Raw genomic sequence first — 17763 nt, 5'->3', positions numbered from 1 at the left:
AGCCCACCAGCTGCACGGAGATATGACCATGAAAAAAACACTTCTTGCTGCAACTATCGCAATAACGTCTGCGTTTAGTGTACAAGCTGAATTGATCCAACATACAGACCAGATTGCAGAAGTAAAATTTACTGGGTCAACCTATGAGCTAGGTAAGCACGTTGGTAACGTTGGCCGTCAGCAGATCATGGCTGGTATCGAACGTTTTGACAGTATGCTTGGCGTAATGCTAGAAGGTATGGATCTTGATAACCTAAAAGAGACTTTCGACAAGAACGACGTTTACGGCCAACTGAAGATACACTCGCCAGACTCGGCAGAGTACATCGCGGGTTTATCTGATGCGCTCAACCTTGAGCCAAACTACCTACTCGCGCTTGGCATGTCTGATGAAGCAGTATTTGAATCTCAGCGTTCTGGTGGCCTTGGTTTCTTAGAAGAAAGCGAGAAAAAAGCTGAAGCCCCGGCCAAATGCACGGTAATGGGTAAAACCAACGGTAAAGGTAAAGCCATTGGGCTGGCAAACTTCGACTACATGGGCATCAATGAAGAGGGCCTAATGGTTATCAACCATACAGACCTAGAAGGGAACACAAAGCTCATTCAAACTTGGATTGGCCTCATCCCTTACGGCGGAGTCACTGCCGGGGGGCATCCTCTGCTGATGAATACCATGTCTGATGAAGGCACAGCACGCCAGCACGATAATGGGCCAATTCTCGCTAAGGGCCTAATACCTTCCTACAAGATGTCATGGGATGTATATAACGCGAAAACACCAGACCAAGTTAAAGATGTGTTTGATGCAGGTGCACCAACAACCTACTTTTCCTATTTAATTCTTGATGCCAACGGCAAAGTATCCAACGTAGAGAATGGTTATAAAGATAGCACGCGTTGGGGAGCGGCTGACTCTATGGTTCACTCCAATCATTCGAACTTTGTTCACCATGACTTCATTGAGGGGGACTTCGGTGGTCAAACGCTGCTACGCAAGGAACACGGGGAAACGCTACTCGCTACAATGGATATGGAAACTGAGTTCAAAGATGTACTACCTACAATGCAACATAAGCCGCTATACAAAGGTCGTGGCGGCGCGGTAAGTACAGTTACAACTACGTTCTGGAAAGTTGACGGCAAGAATGTTGATATGAGTATCTATACTGATGCCAACCACCCGGTAGTCACTATCAAAAACTACTAACACTAGCAACATCCGTCGTATCTATAAAAAATACATTGTATCTCATAGAGCCCACCCATATTTTCGGTGGGCTTTATTAAAATGGCTAATATAAATATCAGTAAAATAAGTAATATATTTCACATCATCGTCAGTTTATCTTGTGCTATGGATACTTTTATCCCGTAGGTTTCAGCACAATACTCCAAATAATTGTAAAGCAACTCTTTTTGGTTAGTTGTTAAGAAACTCAAATTGAAACAATAATCAGAGTATCCCAATTCTATATACAGTGGAATCAGCTCTACAAAATAACCGTGATGAGGCTTACGATGAAGTATATATCGACAAATCGCCGGCAGCAGCCATATCATACCTTTGGAGCTTACAACTTCATGTTCATCACAAATGGCATACAACGCATCATAAGTTATCTCTATATCACCAAAGGGAACTTTGTCTTCAATGATTTGCCTAATAATATCCTGCTCCGAAACTGAAAAGAACTCATCAGCTCCGGGACAGACACAAACCGGAAATTCTTTTTCAAATAGGATAATGTACTCTTCTCGTTCTATATATCCCCAATATCTCAACAACCTTTCTCCTTCATTGAATATCATAACGCTTTTCAGTGAAACCAAACGTACAAATCCCCCCTATACATAGCTCACAGCACTAACCGTGCCGCTATGAATCGGTGCTTCAGAAATCACCACCTCTGTTTTGGCAACGATCAAATGCTATAGCCGGATCAAGGTAGAACATTTTCTTCCATCCTTGAGTCTGCTCGGAGATGAGCCACGGGTATGGCACCAGGCTTAATACCGAATAGTGCAAATGAGCGGGCTTACCTCTAGCATTGCCCGTTTGACCGACTGTCCCTATTGTTTCCCCCGCTGACACCCAATCACCTATTGATACTAGCCCAGACGCCATATGAGCATAATAATGAACACGCCATTTGGGACCTAACACCGCCGCTACATTCCCCCCTTTGGGTAACTCTCCAACATACAGCACCACGCCATCGCTTGCTGCAATCACAGATGTTCCGTGCTTGGCAAAAATATCAATCCCTTTGTGCGTACCCGAGGTTCCCCAGGGTTCATACCAAAACGTCTTCTTATTCCAGTCATTACATTGTGCATCTTGAACCGGAATCATTGTCGTCGCAGGGAAAAGTAAACCGGCCCCCACAACAATTCCCACACCAATAGCGATCCATTTCCCCCACTGCATTCAATCATCCCCTCGCTTTCTAACAGATATTATTAGATGATTTCAGGATGCCTAAGAGAAGCCTGAAATCATAATTTTTCGAGAAGGTGCAATAGAATCATTTGCAAGGTGAATTTAGGTGAAAAGTAAATCATTCATCGAGCAATATTCTTTGTATTGCTCAACAATACTGCATTTTCTGTCTCCCTTATCTACCACTTTTCACTGTTATTAATTCTTGGTTATTTTATAAACTCAACCACTTATCTATCAATCAGACACTAATACCCTGCTGTTTTTGTTGCTTTTTTAAGCGCATCATCTTCAACCAAAATTATTAACCCCAAACAAATGTTTCCAAGTTGTTAAAATGTGATTTTGGTCGTGTTCTTCGCTTTAATTCAACGGTAATGTCATTTAAAAGGGATTTAAGACTAGAGGATGAATCTATGCCGCAGAGTGCTGTTAATGAGTTAGCCAGACAAGTCTGCAATGAACTTGCACGAGTTCGAGATATCGGTGAAGGTGAAGATGATATGGATCTTGATCGTCTCAAAGAAATTCAGGATGAAAAGCAGGCAAGACTAAACAAGCTAAGAAGTAAGTTACTATTGCTGGCTACAGATCCTGGTGCAGAAAAAAAATATTGGTCTTATGCAAAGGATCACTGCCATGAACTATAAGAGAAATCTGTATTGAACGTACCTCCGCAAACTAAATCCCTTTTTCTTTACAGATAGTTTAGTCCTTTTCTTTCGGCTGTTGTTAATGCCAATAGCCGCTGCGCAAAATACCACCAAAGCAATCCAAGATCACAAAGTATGCACCTCATTTAATAAATAATTTGTGATTATCCTTACACACGCATAGATTCACCGCGGTTTATCGCTTCTTAAAAAACCCGCATGATGATGCTTTATTTATCATTATTTTCTTAGATAGCTGAATGGTACATAGCGGTTTCATCATACCGAAGCGAAATGTTATCAAATTGTAGTTATTATTTGCAGGTTAATCTTAGTGAAAATTAAGGTAGTAAAATCCGCCCTGATACTTAGCGGACTTATTTTTAGCGCCACTGCCAGTGCATACGAAAATACCACGCATGTTATCGGCGGCAATATTGGTGGTATTGGCAACCAATACTATGAGCTTGAAGAAAAAATTGATAGTGAACACAATGAACTAGATGTGAGTATGGGCACTAGTGGTGACCTTTACTATCGTTACATGCTTAGTCCATACATCGGCGTCGAAACAGGATTCATGGCCGGAGGTGGCGGTGGTGTTCTCAATTGGCTAAACCTTATCGAAGTAGATAACTTTCACTATTTAGCTGGACGCGTAGCGCTGTATGGTAATGTACCATTGTTTTCCAACAGCAGTTTATATGGAAAAGCCGGCGGTGCCGCTACTCGTATAAGCTATGAAATCAATGAGCATGAAAAAAGCTCGACTGAATATGGCTTTTTCGGTGCTCTTGGCTGGCAGTATCGTTTCAACTCAGGATTTGGCCTAAATATAGAATATCAGTATATGAACGCGGGCAATTTCGAAACTGAGTCATATCTATTTGGCGCGAGCTACGCATTCTAACCCCCCCTTACTATTAAAAATAGCTGTAAAAACTGCAGCTATTTTCCTCTCTCCCACAATTCAATAAAAAGCAAAAGCTTAAAAATCAAAACCTTGAAAAACAACACAGCAATACATGCAATAAATGCATGGTTTTTATGATAACCATTCATTTTACTCATAGTTTGGGTTTGTATAATATCACTACCAAGTTAAAGACGTGATGCAACTATTTAATTTCCAAGATGTAATACCTTTTCGGTAGGGCTTTTGACACCTTAAAACCACCAGAAAAGATAACTGACTTTTATTATTCATCACGCCTGTTGTTTTCAATATACCCATCATTTCGAGGAAATAGGTATGACCATTCCAACCACAGTAATGCTTCAGGCTTGGCAAGGATTCACCGCAGGTGAATGGCAGACAAACGTCAATACCCGAGATTTTATCCAAAAGAACTACACGCCTTATGAAGGTGACGAATCTTTCCTTGCTGATGCAACCAACGCTACAACGGCATTATGGAATAAAGTCTTGGAGGGTATCAAGGAAGAAAGCCGTACCCATGCCCCATTGGATTTCGACACCGATCTGCCTTCAACCATCATCTCCCATGATGCTGGTTATATTAATAAAGAACTCGAAACTATTGTCGGCCTACAAACAGACAAGCCTCTAAAGCGGGCCATCATTGCCAACGGTGGTATCCGTATGGTGAAGAATTCCTGTGAAGTGTATGGCAGTGAACTTGATCCTCGCGTAGAAAAAATCTTCACCGAATACCGCAAAACCCATAACAAAGCCTGCTTCGATCTGTACACCAAAGATATTATCGCCTGTCGCAAATCAGGCATTATCACCGGTCTACCTGATGCCTATGGTCGCGGCCGCATTATCGGTGACTATCGCCGTCTAGCTCTTTACGGTATCGATTTTCTCAAAGCAGACAAACTGGAGCAGATTACCTCTACTCAAGCCTTTCTAGAGCAAGGTCAGGATCTCGAAAAAATGCTTCGTTTGCGTGAAGAGCTGGCCGATCAGGTTCAGGCATTAGAAGATATCCGCACAATGGGCCTGAAATACGGCATTGATATGTCATCACCGGCACAATCCGCTCAGGAAGCCATCCAGTTTACCTATTTCGGTTATCTGGCCGCGGTAAAATCGCAAAATGGTGCTGCAATGTCTCTCGGCCGCACGTCAACGTTCTTGGATATCTATATTGAGCGAGATCTCGCAAACGGTGTTATCAACGAATCCGATGCTCAGGAGATGATTGATCACTTCATCATGAAGCTGCGGATGGTTCGCTTCCTGCGTACCCCGGATTACGACTCCCTTTTCTCGGGTGATCCGATCTGGGCAACAGAAGCGATGGCGGGCATGGGCGTAGATGGTCGAACCTTGGTGAGTAAAACCACCTTCCGTTATCTGCATACCCTGCACACCATGGGACCGGCCCCTGAACCCAATATGACAATTCTGTGGTCAGAACAACTACCGGCAGCCTTCAAGCAATACGCGGCGAAAGTCTCTATCGAAACCTCGTCGATACAGTACGAAAACGACGACTTGATGCGCCCTGATTTTAACAACGACGATTATGCCATCGCATGTTGCGTCAGCCCGCAAATTGTCGGCAAAGACATGCAATTCTTTGGTGCTCGCGCCAACTTGGCTAAGGCTTTGCTCTACACCATCAATGGCGGTATCGACGAAAAATCAAAAGTTCAAGTGGGCCCGCAGTTTGCCAAAGTTATGGATACCGTACTGGACTTTGATACCCTGATGCCGCGTTTTGACGAAATGCTTGATTGGCTGGCAACTCAATATGTCACTGCGTTGAACATCATCCATTATTCTCACGACCGCTACAGTTATGAGGCCTCGCTTATGGCCCTGATGGATCGCGATGTTCGCCGTACCATGGCCTGTGGTATTGCCGGCCTGTCGGTAGTCGCCGACTCTCTAGCGGCTATAAAATATGCCAAGGTTACCCCTATCCGTGATGAGGACGGCATTGCCGTTGATTTTGAGATTGAAGGTGACTATCCAAAATTCGGTAACAATGATGACCGTGTCGATACCATCGCATGCGATTTGGTGGAACGCTTCATGAAGAAAATTCAGAAGATGACCATGTACCGCAACGCGACACCTACACAGTCAATTTTAACTATCACATCTAACGTGGTATACGGCAAAAAAACCGGCAATACTCCAGATGGCCGCCGAGCTGGCATGCCATTTGGTCCGGGGGCAAACCCTATGCACGGGCGCGATACCAAAGGGGCTGTCGCATCGCTAACATCCGTAGCCAAACTGCCGTTTGCTTTTGCTAAAGATGGCATTTCATACACCTTTTCTATCGTGCCAAATGCATTAGGCAAAGATGTTGATATCCAAAAACAAAACCTTGCGGCACTGATGGATGGTTACTTCCACCACGAGGGAGGTAAAAATGGGGTCAGCGTGGAAGGTGGGCAGCACCTCAACGTTAATGTCATGAACCGTGAAATGCTGCTAGATGCCATTGAACACCCTGAAAAATACCCGCAGCTGACTATCCGTGTCTCTGGCTATGCGGTACGTTTCAACTCACTAACCCGTGAACAGCAACAAGATGTGATCTCTCGGACTTTTACACAAACAGTATAAAAGCCGTTAGCATTCACGCCTAAACAATCAAACAGGTTCGCTATTTCGAGCCTGTTTTTATTTCATTTCTACGGTAATAACGTATAGCTAAAGCCAACAGGCTACCAATCACCAATCCCGCAACATTCGCGGCAAGATCCAACCACTCACCATAGCGGTTCACATAAGGCTGGATAAGCTCGATAATCCCGCTCCATCCGGCTAAACCTAAAAGGTAACAATACCAATACCTAGGCAGGCGCAACATCAAAGGAAAAGCAACTGCGGCATAAGCCACAAAGTGATGGGTTTTATCGCTACCAGGAGCCGGTGGCAAATGCTCAAAAGGCGTTAACGACAACACGCTAATAGCAATAAGAATAACTACCGTTAATTGCCACCAATAATGGTCGATAACACGAATGACAGATTTCACAGCCTCTCCAATCATAAAAAATTAATCATAATAACGTAACAAAAAAAAGCGCAACTACGTAAAGTAGTTGCGCTTCATGTTATCGCAAAATAAGAGATTAAGCTTCACTCAAACTAGCAAGCGGATCCTTGATAGCGTTAGAGACTTCAATCGGCAATTTTTGCTTCACATAATCACCCGGTGCATCAGCACGAACAGGGTAATTATCATTACCAGCAACACGGGCTGCAATCGGCTCTGCACCTTCAAAACCGGCTAGCCAGTTATTCCAGTGACCCCACCATGATCCTTCCTCGCGCTTAGCCCCTTTGAGCCAAGTTTCAGGATCGGCAGCCATTTTGTCATTGGTCCAGAAGCCATATTTATTTTTCGCCGGATGATTAACAATACCGGCAATATGCCCCGATTCACCCAGAACAAACGTTGACTTACCGCCAAGGTTCTTCGCACCACGATAAGTACCCTGCCATAGCGCAATATGATCTTCTTGGGTTGATATAAAGTAAGTTGGTATCTTGATCTTAGACAGATCAATATAGACGCCCCCCACTTTATAGCCTTTCGGATCTACGAGCTTGTTTTCAAGGTAGAACTGGCGCAATAACGTGCTGTGGCAGGCCACGGCAACGTTTGTACTATCACCATTCCAATACAACAGATCAAAATCAATAGGGCTGTTACCCTTGAGATAATTGTTGATGTAGTAGTTCCAGTACAGGCTATTTTCACGTAGCAAGCTAAACGTTACGCTTAACGAGCGACCATCCATGTAACCTTTGGCTTCGTTTTGTGTCTCAATGGCAGAAATGATCGGATCATTGATATACGCACCAATCTCGCCAGGCTGTGAAAAATCGAGCAGCGTGGTGAAGAACGTGGCCGATTTAATCCGACTGCGCATACGCTTGGCGCTGTAATATGCCAATGCCGTAGCCAACAAAGTGCCACCAATACAATAGCCCGCAGCGTTGATCGACTTCTCACCAGTGATGTCTTCGACAACATCAACAGCCTTAACAACACCATCAACAACATAGTTATCAAAGTCGATATCGAACATGCTGGCATCAGGATTTCGCCAAGACATCATAAAGACAGTATGCCCTTGCTCAACCAGCCAACGTACCATCGAGTTCTTCTCACGAAGATCAAGAATGTAGTACTTGTTGATGAACGGCGGCACAATCAGCAACGGTGTTGCATTCACATTTTCTGTCTGAGGGCGGTATTGAATCAGCTCGAACAAATGGTTCTTGTAAACGACATCACCCGGGGTATTGGCAACATCTTTACCCAATTCAAATGCCGCATCATTGGTCATTCGAATCTTGAGCACATCTGCACTGGACTGCAAATCTTGCTGAAGTAGTTCCATCCCCTTTATCAAATTCTCACCATTCGTTTCAACGGTAAGTTTGGCAAGTTCTGGGTTGGTTGTAATAAAGTTGGTTGGCGACAGAGCATTAATCGCCTGACGAGAGAAAAAGCTCAATCGCTCTTTAGCCTTCTCATCCAAACCATCAATAGATTCAATGGTCTCTCTCATCTTGTTGCTAAATAGCAAATAGGATTGTTTTATATAATTATAAAACGCTTCGTTTTCCCAAGCAGGGTCCATAAAGCGCTTGTCATCTTTCTCTGGAATAACCAGATCAGATTCATTACCGTTTTTCATGGTGACGTTTTGCCAGATTTTCATCTGGTTTTCCCACCAGTCCATCTGAACTTTTGCCAACACAGCAGGCTGCGAGGCCGCCTTCTCCAACAACTTAGCGGTATCTTCCATGCTAAGTTCATTGAGGGCCTTGTTCAGCGGTGAATTAATGGCTGCCTTGCCTGAATCCAGCTCCTTCCACCACATTTGGTTCATTTCCTGAAGCTTGGCAAAGTAGTCCGTAAATAAGTTCTGGTTCATGGTAATGACCTCGACACTTGGACTAAAAAAGCCGTCCATAATAATGGACGGCTGAACGGTCATTTCACTTATGCAGGAGTGGCTTGTTTTACGTTCTCTGCAACCAGCTCTTCTACTTCAGTTTTAAACGACTGAGCAATAGCCGTAAACTTATTGCTGTCGTCGATTAGCTGCTGAGAAAGCTTAGTTAGCGTCTCAAGCTGCTGACCATTAAATGCAGCAAAAGACTGAACGTCTTTCACTTCGCTAACAGCTTTAAGCTGAGATAGGCCAAGTTCGCTATAAGCACGTACCGCAGCAAGCTGAAGCTCGGTAAGATCTTCAACGTTCTTAGTGAAAAGCTTGTTGAACTTTACATATGGTGCTAGAGATTTTTCAGTCTGCTCAGAAAAAGACTTAAACATTTCCGTATACATAGCGGTTTCCTTCATTTCGATTAAAGTAATTTAAGTGCCTAAACGCATTTTTTAGGCACCAGAGAATGTCTATTCTATTACACGCTTTTCAATACAACGGCAGTACCCATGCCGCCCCCAACACATAGGGTGGCAAGGCCATGTTCTGTACCACGCCGACGCATTTCATGAAGAAGGCTGACAATGATACGGTTGCCCGATGCACCCAGCGGGTGCCCCAATGCAATCGCACCACCGTTTACATTTGAGCGCTCGGCCAAATCCTCGACCTGAGTACCCAGCTCGTCAGCCAGTTCATGTAAAACACCTAATGCCTGGCCGGCAAACGCTTCGTTAAATTCAAACAGTCCAATTTCCGCAATCGAAAGATTGGCTTTTGCCAAGGCCTTCGTTACGGCAGGCACAGGACCAAGCCCCATAATCGAAGGATCAACACCGGCCTGCGCATAACTTTCAATCTCAGCCAGTGGCGTTAAGCCGTACTTTTTAACGGCCTCTTCTGATGCCACAATAATTGCACTACCACCATCGTTAATACCCGATGCGTTACCTGCAGTCACAGAGCCCCCCTCTTTCTTAAAGGCTGGGCGCAGTTTCGCTAGCCCCTCGATAGATGCATCGGCTTTGGGGTACTCATCGGTATCGACAACACTGGTCTGACGACGTGCAGTTACTTCAACTGGCGCAATCTCTTCGACAAATTTTCCTTGCTCAATCGCGGCAACCGCTTTTTGCTGGCTTGCCAAAGCAAAGTTGTCTTGCTGTTCACGGTTAAGCCCAACCTTCGCCACAACATTCTCAGCCGTTACGCCCATGTGGTAATTGTTGAATACGTCCGTCAGGCCATCAGTAATCAGCAAATCGTCGAGGCTCAAGCTGCCCATCTTCTGCCCGTCACGAATTGCAGAGGATGCACAGAATGGAATCTGGGACATATTTTCAGCACCGGCTGCAACAACCAATTCGGCATCACCGGCTTTAATATGCGCAGCCGCATCCATTACGGCTTTCATCCCCGACCCACACACCATATTCAAACTATAAGCAGGCACTTCCACCGGAATACCTGCAGCAATTGCAGCCTGACGGCCAGGCCCCATACCTTGCCCCGCACCAACAACGTTACCCAGAATTACTTCATCCACCTGTGATGGATCAACTTTTGCTTGTTCCAGCGCCGACTTAATCGCAACTGCAGCCAATTGTGCAGCAGGTACCGATTTAAGCGCGCCATTAAAACTGCCAAGTGGAGTACGCTTAGCTGCAACAATAAATACTTTTGACATGATTAAATGCATCCTTTCATTTCAGGGTTAACAATCAATTAGTGCATATACAATCCGCCGTTAACGGACAGTGTTTCACCAGTGATATATGCAGCCGCATCACTTGCAAGAAATGCAACCGATGCAGCAACTTCGGAGGGAGCTGCCAGGCGTTTCATGGGGATTTCCGCCTTGATGCTATCAAGTACTTCTGGTTTGATAGCCTCAACCATTGGCGTGCCAGTATAGCCAGGGGCAATCGCGTTAACTGTTACGCCAAATCGCGCACCTTCGGCAGCCAAAGCTTTGGTAAAGCCAATCATGCCAGCTTTAGCGGCTGAGTAATTAGCTTGGCCAAACTGTCCCTTTAGGCCATTAACCGAAGAAATATTAATAATCCGAGCATTCCCTTTTTCACACATCGAAGAGAACAACGGATGGGTAACGTTATACAAGCTATTCAAATTAGTTGTTATAACATCATGCCATTGTTCTTTCGTCATACGTTTGAAAGTGGTGTCACGCGTAATTCCGGCATTATTGACAAGAACATCAATGTTACCTTCCTCTTGCAACAATGTTGCCAGCGCTTCTTCACAATATGCTGCATCCGTAACATCTAACGGGAACAACCTTACCTGTTCATCTGAATAATTATTTTCTTTAAACCATTCTTTTGCCTTGCTTTCCCCACTTGGAAAGTAAGTTGCTATAACCTTGAACCCTGCATCCACCAATCCTTGGGTAATTGCAGAGCCAATACCGCCCTTCGCACCTGTCACTAATGCTTTTTTTTCCATTCGAGAAGACTCCATTCCATCAAGATGATGATATACAGCTTAAATAACAACACCTTAACGTCTTTACTTTTAAAGGCCACTAACCAGACTTAATGCTTTTTCGCATTATTATATTTTTCTGTGTTTCATCTTATTGAGTGAATAAGGCAATTCTATGACTGCTACACTTCACAAATATTATAAGAACACACACGCATACTATTATCAACTCACTGCATCAATGGTCGTACCAATATACCTGCATAGAATCACATTAATGAACTGCAAAGAGGTTAATCAACAAATGCGTCAACATTGTTTCATTTGATCGGCCCCGCAAAAGCAAATTTTTAACGACTTCGCAAAATGATAAAGAAAACAACAAAGGCATTAATGATTCGTTGTTACCAAGCGTGCACAAATAACGCGCAATTATGCACACCATGAAATGACCAACAAACAATCACAACGCGCCATCATCTGAACCCCAATTTCCTATAACAACAGGCATTTTTGAGGCAGGCGCAATTCAGAAGAGGATGTCACGGAAAAAGAAGTATATGAGCGTCAGATAGCAAGCGAGCAAGAGCAAAGGTGATTAAGAAAAAAGCAATTAACTCGACATAGTTTCAGCAAAAGGAACTTAAAACATTGAAACTAGTCTCAATGACCATATCTACATACTATGAGTAACAAGACAGGACACTGCATTATGTTGACGTCTACTTTTCAACGCCTTCAAGAATACCTGAGTAGTCAGGTCATTGGTCAACCCGAGCTTGTCAAGCAACTGCTGATAGCCCTTCTAGCTGACGGTCACATTTTAGTTGAAGGTCCCCCAGGACTTGCCAAAACCCGTGCCGTAAAAGTCTTGTCAGACTGTATTGAAGGTAACTTTCATCGCATTCAATTTACACCGGATCTCTTGCCTGCCGACCTGACTGGCACAGACATCTATCGCCCTGAAACCGGTGAATTTACCTTCCAGCCTGGGCCGATCTTCAACTCGCTCCTTCTCGCCGATGAGATCAACCGAGCCCCAGCAAAAGTACAAGCCGCTATGCTAGAGGCGATGGCCGAGAAACAAATTACCGCGGGAAGAAAAACATACCCATTACCTGATTTGTTCTTGGTCATGGCAACCCAAAACCCTATCGAACAAGAAGGGACATACCCACTGCCCGAAGCGCAGCTTGACCGTTTCTTGCTTCAGTTGAATGTCGACTATCCTGATGGTGAGCACGAACTGGCCATTTTGCGCCTTAATCGCGGTGAAGCGCGCGGTATTGAGCAAGCTGAAACCGTGAACGTTAGCCAAGAGGATATTTTCAATGCCCGCCAACAGGTGCTGAACATCCACATGGCAGAGGAGGTCGAGCATTATATCATTCGCTTGATCATGGCAACTCGCCGCCCGGAAAAATACAGCCCTAAACTTGTTGAATGGTTGCAGATGGGGGTAAGCCCTCGAGCAACATTGGCTCTTGATCGCTGTGCTCGTGCCCATGCATGGCTCAACGGGCGCGACTACGTCACTCCTGAAGACGTACAAGCCATGGCCTACCCGGCTCTTCGCCACCGTCTTCTATTAAGCTATGAAGCACAGGCCGAAGGTATTTCTTCGGATCAAATTATCGAACAGCTACTAGCACAGGTTGCTTGCGCATGAAAAATCAAGCCACATCACTTGCACTGCCTCGTCACAGTGATGGTGTTAATGTGTGTCTTGCTGAACTTATCCAGTACAAAAACCAAACTGTGCGCTGGCTTGCGCCCGCGCACAGTATCTGGTCACAACTGAGCGGCAAGCACCAGAGCCGTCACAAAGGCCGGGGCATGGATTTCGCCGAAGTTCGTCCCTACCAACCCGGGGATGATATCCGCGCCATTGACTGGCGGGTTACCGCTCGCAGCGGTAAAACCCACACCAAGTTATTTACCGAAGAGCGCGAGCAACCAGTGATGCTACTCGTCGACTTGAGCACCAGCATGCAATTTGGCTCTACCTTGATGCTCAAATCTGTTCAGGCAGCACATTTTGCCAGTTTATTGAGTTGGCTAACTGTTGCTGAGCAAGACCGTATCGGCGCTGTCATCTTCACCGATCAGCAAATAACAGAATGTAAACCTCGTTCACGACAACAAGGTGCACTTCATGTTATCAATGCCCTAATTAATGCCCAAACCCAACAACTTTCCAATCTTGGACAGCCATCTAGTCAGCGCTTTTCTGATGCACTAAAACGGCTTGCGCACCTATGCCCCAAAGGCAGCGAAATCGTCATTATCAGCGATTTTTACCAGTTAACAGAAAACGACAGGCGCCGATTAAGCCAATTGCGTCAGCATAACCGCATTCAGTTCGTCCACCTGTCTGATCCTCTCGAAGCAGGCCAAACCCCATACCGAGGAACCGCCTTCGTCACCGATGACCAACAGTCAACATGGATTGATTTTTCCGCCAGCAAAACCCGTCACGGGTTGAGCCAGCTATATGATGACCAGCAGCAATTTCTCCATGCATTCTGCAAACGAATGGCGGTGCCGTTACATTCCATCTCTGCCGCCATTCCGTTACTCACGCAACTGGGGCAATTAAACGGCCATTCCTACACTTCGTTCTCGGAACAGCTAATCACTGGAGGGGCAAATGACTAACGCTCAACCCTCACAACCAATGGACATGCTTGTTGATATCCATCTTCCTGATATCCCAAGCTATTGGCCTTTGGGATGGGCTTGGTGGGTCGTCATCGCCTTGCTCATTGTCGCAATTGCCTATCTTTACGTGAGACTTAAACAACGCAAACAGCAGCGCCTTGCCCGACAAGAGGCGTTGGTACGACTGAAATCGTTATCCAACCCGTCATCTTTCAACGAGCTCAACTTGCTTTTGCGCCAAGTCGCCATGAGCTACCTACCCCGACAATATGTTGCAGGGTTAGCGGGCGCGGCATGGCTTGAGTTTCTTGATAGTCAATTAACAGGTAAAAAACGTGGATTTGTGGAATTAGCCCCACTCTGGCAGCAAGGTTTGTTTTCAGGCAAGCCGTTGACTCCCGATGAATACCGCGTTTGTTTCAAATTATCTGAGCTGTGGATCAAACATGCCAAATTGACCCACTCGCCACAAATTCACGAAGGTGACAAAAATGCTTGAATTTGCATGGCTATGGGCGTTGCTCCTGCTACCTCTGCCACTGTTAATCTACCGGTTCGCTCCGGCACGCCATAGGCCATCCGCTGCCATTCGGCTGCCTAGGCTCCCGGCCGGGGTTGGCATTCAACAACGCAGCAACCGCTGGATTAGCATTTTTATGGGAATGGCTTGGCTATGCCTTATTACAGCCTTGATCCGTCCTATATGGTACGGAGAGCCTATTCATATAAACCCTGAACACAGGGATATTATGCTGGCGGTGGATCTATCAGGATCGATGTCGATCAAAGACATGGATCTCGGGAACGGAAACAACACCGACCGCCTTACCGCAGTAAAAGCAGTGTTAGATAAGTTCATCGCAGAACGCGAAGGCGACCGTATCGGTTTGGTACTATTTGCCAACCATGCCTACCTGCAAACACCGCTGACATTTGACCGAAAAACGGTACAGGATCAGTTAGGACGAACGGTGCTGGGACTCATCGGCCAAAGTACAGCAATCGGTGAAGGGCTTGGCATCGCCACCAAAACCTTTATTGAAAGCGATGCACCACAGCGGGTCATTATCTTGCTCAGCGACGGTGCCAATACTGCCGGGGTCATCGATCCTCTAGAAGCCGCCCGACTGGCCGCCAAAAGTAAAGCGACTATCTATACCGTGGGTGTCGGCGCTGAAGAAATGGAACAAAGAACCTTCTTTTCAACCCGAACGGTTAATCCATCACAGGATCTAGACGAAAGAACGCTCAAACGTATTGCCGATATGACAGGAGGCCAATACTTCCGAGCACGCAATCCGCAAGAATTGGAAAAAATCTACGACATTATTAACCAACTAGAACCGGTCAATACCGCGCAACAAACATGGCGGCCACGGCAAGAGTTGTTCCGCTACCCCCTCGGAATTGCGTTACTGTTCTCGGTTGTTGTAATGATATTGAGAAAGCGTCATGAGTGAATTTACTTTTCTTTATCCTCTGTGGCTACTGGCACTCGTCCCCCTATTACTGATAGTGCCTTGGCTACGCCGCAACACAACACACCAGCAAGGTCTAATTGCCTCGCACTTGGCAGAAAAACTGGGGATCGGCCAATCCACCAGCCAGAAAGCCCTGATTCCTGGCGTTAGCCTAGTCTGGGTATTGGCCTGCATTGCTCTGGCTGGCCCAAGTTGGCAAAAAGACACCGTACCGGCCTATAGCCTTTCTGGTGCTCGAGTATTGGTGATGGATATGTCCCAATCAATGTATGCTACCGATATGGCCCCAAACCGACTTTCGCAAGCCAGATACAAAGCCTTGGACTTACTGCCAGGCTGGCAAGAAGGCAGTACAGGTTTGGTTGCCTACGCCGGTGATGGCTACACCATCAGTCCTCTAACTAAGGATGCTCAAACTCTCGCGAACTTGATCCCTCACCTGTCGCCAGAAATCATGCCAATTGCAGGCAGTAATGCAGCGGCAGGCATCAAAGAAGCGATTGATCTGCTCAAGCAAGCAGGCTTTCAACAAGGTGATATCATCATGATCACCGACGGATTAAGTGAATCCGAATCGGCGGCCAGCCTAAGTTTGCTAAAAGCAAATCCTTACCGCCTATCCGTTCTTGCTGTTGGTTCAACGCAAGGCGCACCGATCCAACTTCCTGACGGCCACCTACTCACAAACGATACTGGCAACACAGTGATCAGTAAATTGGACATCAACACCATAACCCCTTTGGTCAAAGCAACTAACGGTATCTTCGTTCAAGCCGACACCAGTAACCATGATGTTGAAAAGCTGATTGCAGCAACCGCAAAACCCGAACAAGCGGCAAACAAAGACAAACAACAAACACTTGAAGAGCGGGTCAACAATGGCTTTTGGCTGATGATCCCCATTGTTATTCTTGCTTTGTTTGGATTTCGCCGAGGGATTGTCCTTGCTGCAGCTCTCGTGCTAATTCCTGTAGAACCTGTCCATGCCAGCATAGTCTCCGATGCGTTCAACAACAGTAATACCCAAGGACATCAATTGTTTGAACAAGGCAACTTTGCCGAAGCCGCCAAACACTTCAATGATCCCCGCTGGAAAGGTAGTGCCTATTATCGGGCAAAAGATTACCAGCAGGCCATCGACACATGGAAGCCACTAAAAGATGATGATTCTCGTTTTAATCTAGGCAATGCCTATGCGCAGGCCGGGCAATTGGAAAATGCCGCCAAGACTTATCAGGACTTGCTGGCCGACAATCCGGACTATCCGGGGGCATCAGAAAACCTCAAGGTCGTCGAATCCTTACAAAAACAGAAACAAGATCAGCAACAACAAGACGGCAACAGTCAGTCACAGCAAGGTCAGCAACAACAAGACAGCAATAATCAGTCGCAGCAAGGCCAGCAGCAACAAGACAGCAACAGTCAGTCGCAGCAAGGTAAGCAGCAACAAGACGACAATAGTCAGTCGCAGCAAGGCCAACAACAACAAGACGGCAACAGTCAGTCGCAGCAAGGTCAGCAGCAACAAGACAGTAACAGTCAGTCGCAGCAAGGTAAGCAGCAACAAGACGACAATAGTCAGTCGCAGCAAGGCCAGCAGCAACAAGACAACAATAGTCAATCGCAGCAAGGCCAGCAGCAACAAGACAACAATAGTCAGTCGCAGCAAGGCCAGCAGCAACAAGACAACAACAGTCAGTCGCAGCAAGGCCAGCAACAAGACAACAATAGTCAGTCACAGCAAGGCCAGCAGCAACAAGACAGTAACAGTCAGTCGCAGCAAGGCCAGCAACAAGACAACAATAGTCAGTCACAGCAAGGCCAGCAGAGACAAGACAGCAGTACTCAGTCACAGCAAGGCCAGCAGAGACAAGACAGCAGTAGTCAGTCACAGCAAGGCCAGCAGCAACAGGGAGCGGTTAAGCAAAGCGACGAAAAGTCCGATAACACCACCGCCACTGTCACCAAGGACAATGGCCGCCCCGGTAACAAAGAGGATGACACCGCATCAGCATTGGCGGCTTCTGATTCAAAGACTGGGAATGAGGCGATTCAAGCTAGCAATCCCGTACTCAAAAAACTGGAACAAATCCCAGATGATACCAGTGCCCTTATCCGTGCGCAGATGATTCTGCAAGCCCGAGAAAGACGAGCACCAAATCAAACTGATAACTCATGGTAATGTGAT

The 17763-nt window shown here is 46.0% G+C and carries 16 protein-coding genes; 9 read left to right on the top strand and 7 right to left on the bottom strand.

Going from position 1 to position 17763, the window contains the following annotated elements; all coding sequences use genetic code 11:
- Positions 1–28 precede the first annotated feature (28 nt).
- Positions 29–1207 carry a C45 family autoproteolytic acyltransferase/hydrolase gene (locus ACSF8X_RS18125; RefSeq protein ID WP_500851890.1) on the top strand — a complete coding sequence of 393 codons (1179 nt, stop codon included), beginning with the start codon at positions 29–31 and terminating at the stop codon, positions 1205–1207.
- A 119-nt stretch (positions 1208–1326) separates the two neighbouring features.
- On the opposite strand, the gene ACSF8X_RS18120 is transcribed toward ACSF8X_RS18125, so the two are convergent.
- Entirely contained in the window at positions 1327–1809 is a 483-nt protein-coding gene (locus ACSF8X_RS18120) for a hypothetical protein (RefSeq protein ID WP_500851889.1), read from the bottom strand.
- 82 nt (positions 1810–1891) lie between these two features.
- A complete protein-coding gene (locus tag ACSF8X_RS18115) occupies positions 1892–2428 on the bottom strand; it encodes a M23 family metallopeptidase (protein WP_500851888.1) in 537 nt (178 codons plus the stop codon).
- 428 nt (positions 2429–2856) lie between these two features.
- On the opposite strand from ACSF8X_RS18115, the gene ACSF8X_RS18110 reads away from it, so the two are divergent.
- From ACSF8X_RS18110 to pflB, 3 genes are all read left to right on the top strand, one after another.
- On the top strand, positions 2857–3090 hold the full coding sequence (locus tag ACSF8X_RS18110; protein ID WP_047879283.1) for a hypothetical protein: 234 nt from the start codon (positions 2857–2859) through the stop codon (positions 3088–3090).
- 337 nt (positions 3091–3427) lie between these two features.
- Positions 3428–4003, top strand: a complete 576-nt coding sequence (locus ACSF8X_RS18105) for an outer membrane beta-barrel protein (protein ID WP_047879282.1) — start codon at positions 3428–3430, stop codon at positions 4001–4003.
- Positions 4004–4345: 342 nt separating this feature from the next.
- On the top strand, positions 4346–6643 hold the full coding sequence (gene pflB, locus ACSF8X_RS18100; RefSeq protein WP_500851887.1) for a formate C-acetyltransferase: 2298 nt from the start codon (positions 4346–4348) through the stop codon (positions 6641–6643).
- Between the two features lie 40 nt (positions 6644–6683).
- On the opposite strand, the gene ACSF8X_RS18095 is transcribed toward pflB, so the two are convergent.
- The 5 genes from ACSF8X_RS18095 to ACSF8X_RS18075 form a co-directional block, all read right to left on the bottom strand.
- Positions 6684–7058, bottom strand: a complete 375-nt coding sequence (locus ACSF8X_RS18095) for a VanZ family protein (RefSeq protein ID WP_500851886.1) — start codon at positions 7056–7058, stop codon at positions 6684–6686.
- Positions 7059–7155: 97 nt separating this feature from the next.
- A complete protein-coding gene (gene phaC / locus ACSF8X_RS18090; protein WP_047879333.1) occupies positions 7156–8973 on the bottom strand; it encodes a class I poly(R)-hydroxyalkanoic acid synthase in 1818 nt (605 codons plus the stop codon).
- 68 nt (positions 8974–9041) lie between these two features.
- Positions 9042–9389, bottom strand: coding sequence for a phasin family protein (locus tag ACSF8X_RS18085; protein WP_047879280.1), 348 nt, complete (start codon positions 9387–9389; stop codon positions 9042–9044).
- Positions 9390–9466: 77 nt separating this feature from the next.
- The gene (locus tag ACSF8X_RS18080) at positions 9467–10675 is read right to left on the bottom strand and encodes an acetyl-CoA C-acetyltransferase (protein ID WP_047879279.1); all 1209 of its coding nucleotides are present in this window, start codon (positions 10673–10675) and stop codon (positions 9467–9469) included.
- Positions 10676–10713: 38 nt separating this feature from the next.
- Entirely contained in the window at positions 10714–11454 is a 741-nt protein-coding gene (locus ACSF8X_RS18075) for an SDR family oxidoreductase (protein WP_047879278.1), read from the bottom strand.
- Positions 11455–12145: 691 nt separating this feature from the next.
- On the opposite strand from ACSF8X_RS18075, the gene ACSF8X_RS18070 reads away from it, so the two are divergent.
- From ACSF8X_RS18070 to ACSF8X_RS18050, 5 genes are read left to right on the top strand one after another with little or no spacing between them, the layout of a single operon-like run.
- On the top strand, positions 12146–13102 hold the full coding sequence (locus ACSF8X_RS18070; protein WP_500851885.1) for an AAA family ATPase: 957 nt from the start codon (positions 12146–12148) through the stop codon (positions 13100–13102).
- Positions 13099–14091 carry a DUF58 domain-containing protein gene (locus ACSF8X_RS18065; protein ID WP_047879276.1) on the top strand — a complete coding sequence of 331 codons (993 nt, stop codon included), beginning with the start codon at positions 13099–13101 and terminating at the stop codon, positions 14089–14091. The genes ACSF8X_RS18070 and ACSF8X_RS18065 overlap by 4 nt, the downstream gene beginning before the upstream one ends.
- On the top strand, positions 14084–14593 hold the full coding sequence (locus ACSF8X_RS18060) for a DUF4381 domain-containing protein (protein ID WP_047879275.1): 510 nt from the start codon (positions 14084–14086) through the stop codon (positions 14591–14593). The genes ACSF8X_RS18065 and ACSF8X_RS18060 overlap by 8 nt, the downstream gene beginning before the upstream one ends.
- Complete coding sequence (locus tag ACSF8X_RS18055) at positions 14586–15554, top strand: vWA domain-containing protein (protein ID WP_047879274.1); 969 nt, start codon at positions 14586–14588, stop codon at positions 15552–15554. Before ACSF8X_RS18060 ends, ACSF8X_RS18055 begins: the two co-directional genes overlap by 8 nt.
- Positions 15547–17757 carry a VWA domain-containing protein gene (locus tag ACSF8X_RS18050; protein ID WP_500851884.1) on the top strand — a complete coding sequence of 737 codons (2211 nt, stop codon included), beginning with the start codon at positions 15547–15549 and terminating at the stop codon, positions 17755–17757. The genes ACSF8X_RS18055 and ACSF8X_RS18050 overlap by 8 nt, the downstream gene beginning before the upstream one ends.
- Positions 17758–17763 lie beyond the last annotated feature (6 nt).

The organism is Photobacterium panuliri (genome assembly GCF_059920555.1).
This window is presented reverse-complemented; position numbering and strand designations above follow the sequence as displayed.

Coding starts and splice junctions, on each gene's coding strand:
- ACSF8X_RS18075 (WP_047879278.1), bottom strand. CDS start 11,454: ATGGAAAAAAAAGCATTAGTGACAGGTGCGAAGGGCGGTATTGGCTCT.
- ACSF8X_RS18065 (WP_047879276.1), top strand. CDS start 13,099: ATGAAAAATCAAGCCACATCACTTGCACTGCCTCGTCACAGTGATGGT.
- ACSF8X_RS18085 (WP_047879280.1), bottom strand. CDS start 9,389: ATGTATACGGAAATGTTTAAGTCTTTTTCTGAGCAGACTGAAAAATCT.
- ACSF8X_RS18125 (WP_500851890.1), top strand. CDS start 29: ATGAAAAAAACACTTCTTGCTGCAACTATCGCAATAACGTCTGCGTTT.
- ACSF8X_RS18115 (WP_500851888.1), bottom strand. CDS start 2,428: ATGCAGTGGGGGAAATGGATCGCTATTGGTGTGGGAATTGTTGTGGGG.
- ACSF8X_RS18050 (WP_500851884.1), top strand. CDS start 15,547: ATGAGTGAATTTACTTTTCTTTATCCTCTGTGGCTACTGGCACTCGTC.
- pflB (WP_500851887.1), top strand. CDS start 4,346: ATGACCATTCCAACCACAGTAATGCTTCAGGCTTGGCAAGGATTCACC.
- phaC (WP_047879333.1), bottom strand. CDS start 8,973: ATGAACCAGAACTTATTTACGGACTACTTTGCCAAGCTTCAGGAAATG.
- ACSF8X_RS18120 (WP_500851889.1), bottom strand. CDS start 1,809: ATGATATTCAATGAAGGAGAAAGGTTGTTGAGATATTGGGGATATATA.
- ACSF8X_RS18110 (WP_047879283.1), top strand. CDS start 2,857: ATGCCGCAGAGTGCTGTTAATGAGTTAGCCAGACAAGTCTGCAATGAA.
- ACSF8X_RS18080 (WP_047879279.1), bottom strand. CDS start 10,675: ATGTCAAAAGTATTTATTGTTGCAGCTAAGCGTACTCCACTTGGCAGT.
- ACSF8X_RS18060 (WP_047879275.1), top strand. CDS start 14,084: ATGACTAACGCTCAACCCTCACAACCAATGGACATGCTTGTTGATATC.
- ACSF8X_RS18070 (WP_500851885.1), top strand. CDS start 12,146: ATGTTGACGTCTACTTTTCAACGCCTTCAAGAATACCTGAGTAGTCAG.
- ACSF8X_RS18055 (WP_047879274.1), top strand. CDS start 14,586: ATGCTTGAATTTGCATGGCTATGGGCGTTGCTCCTGCTACCTCTGCCA.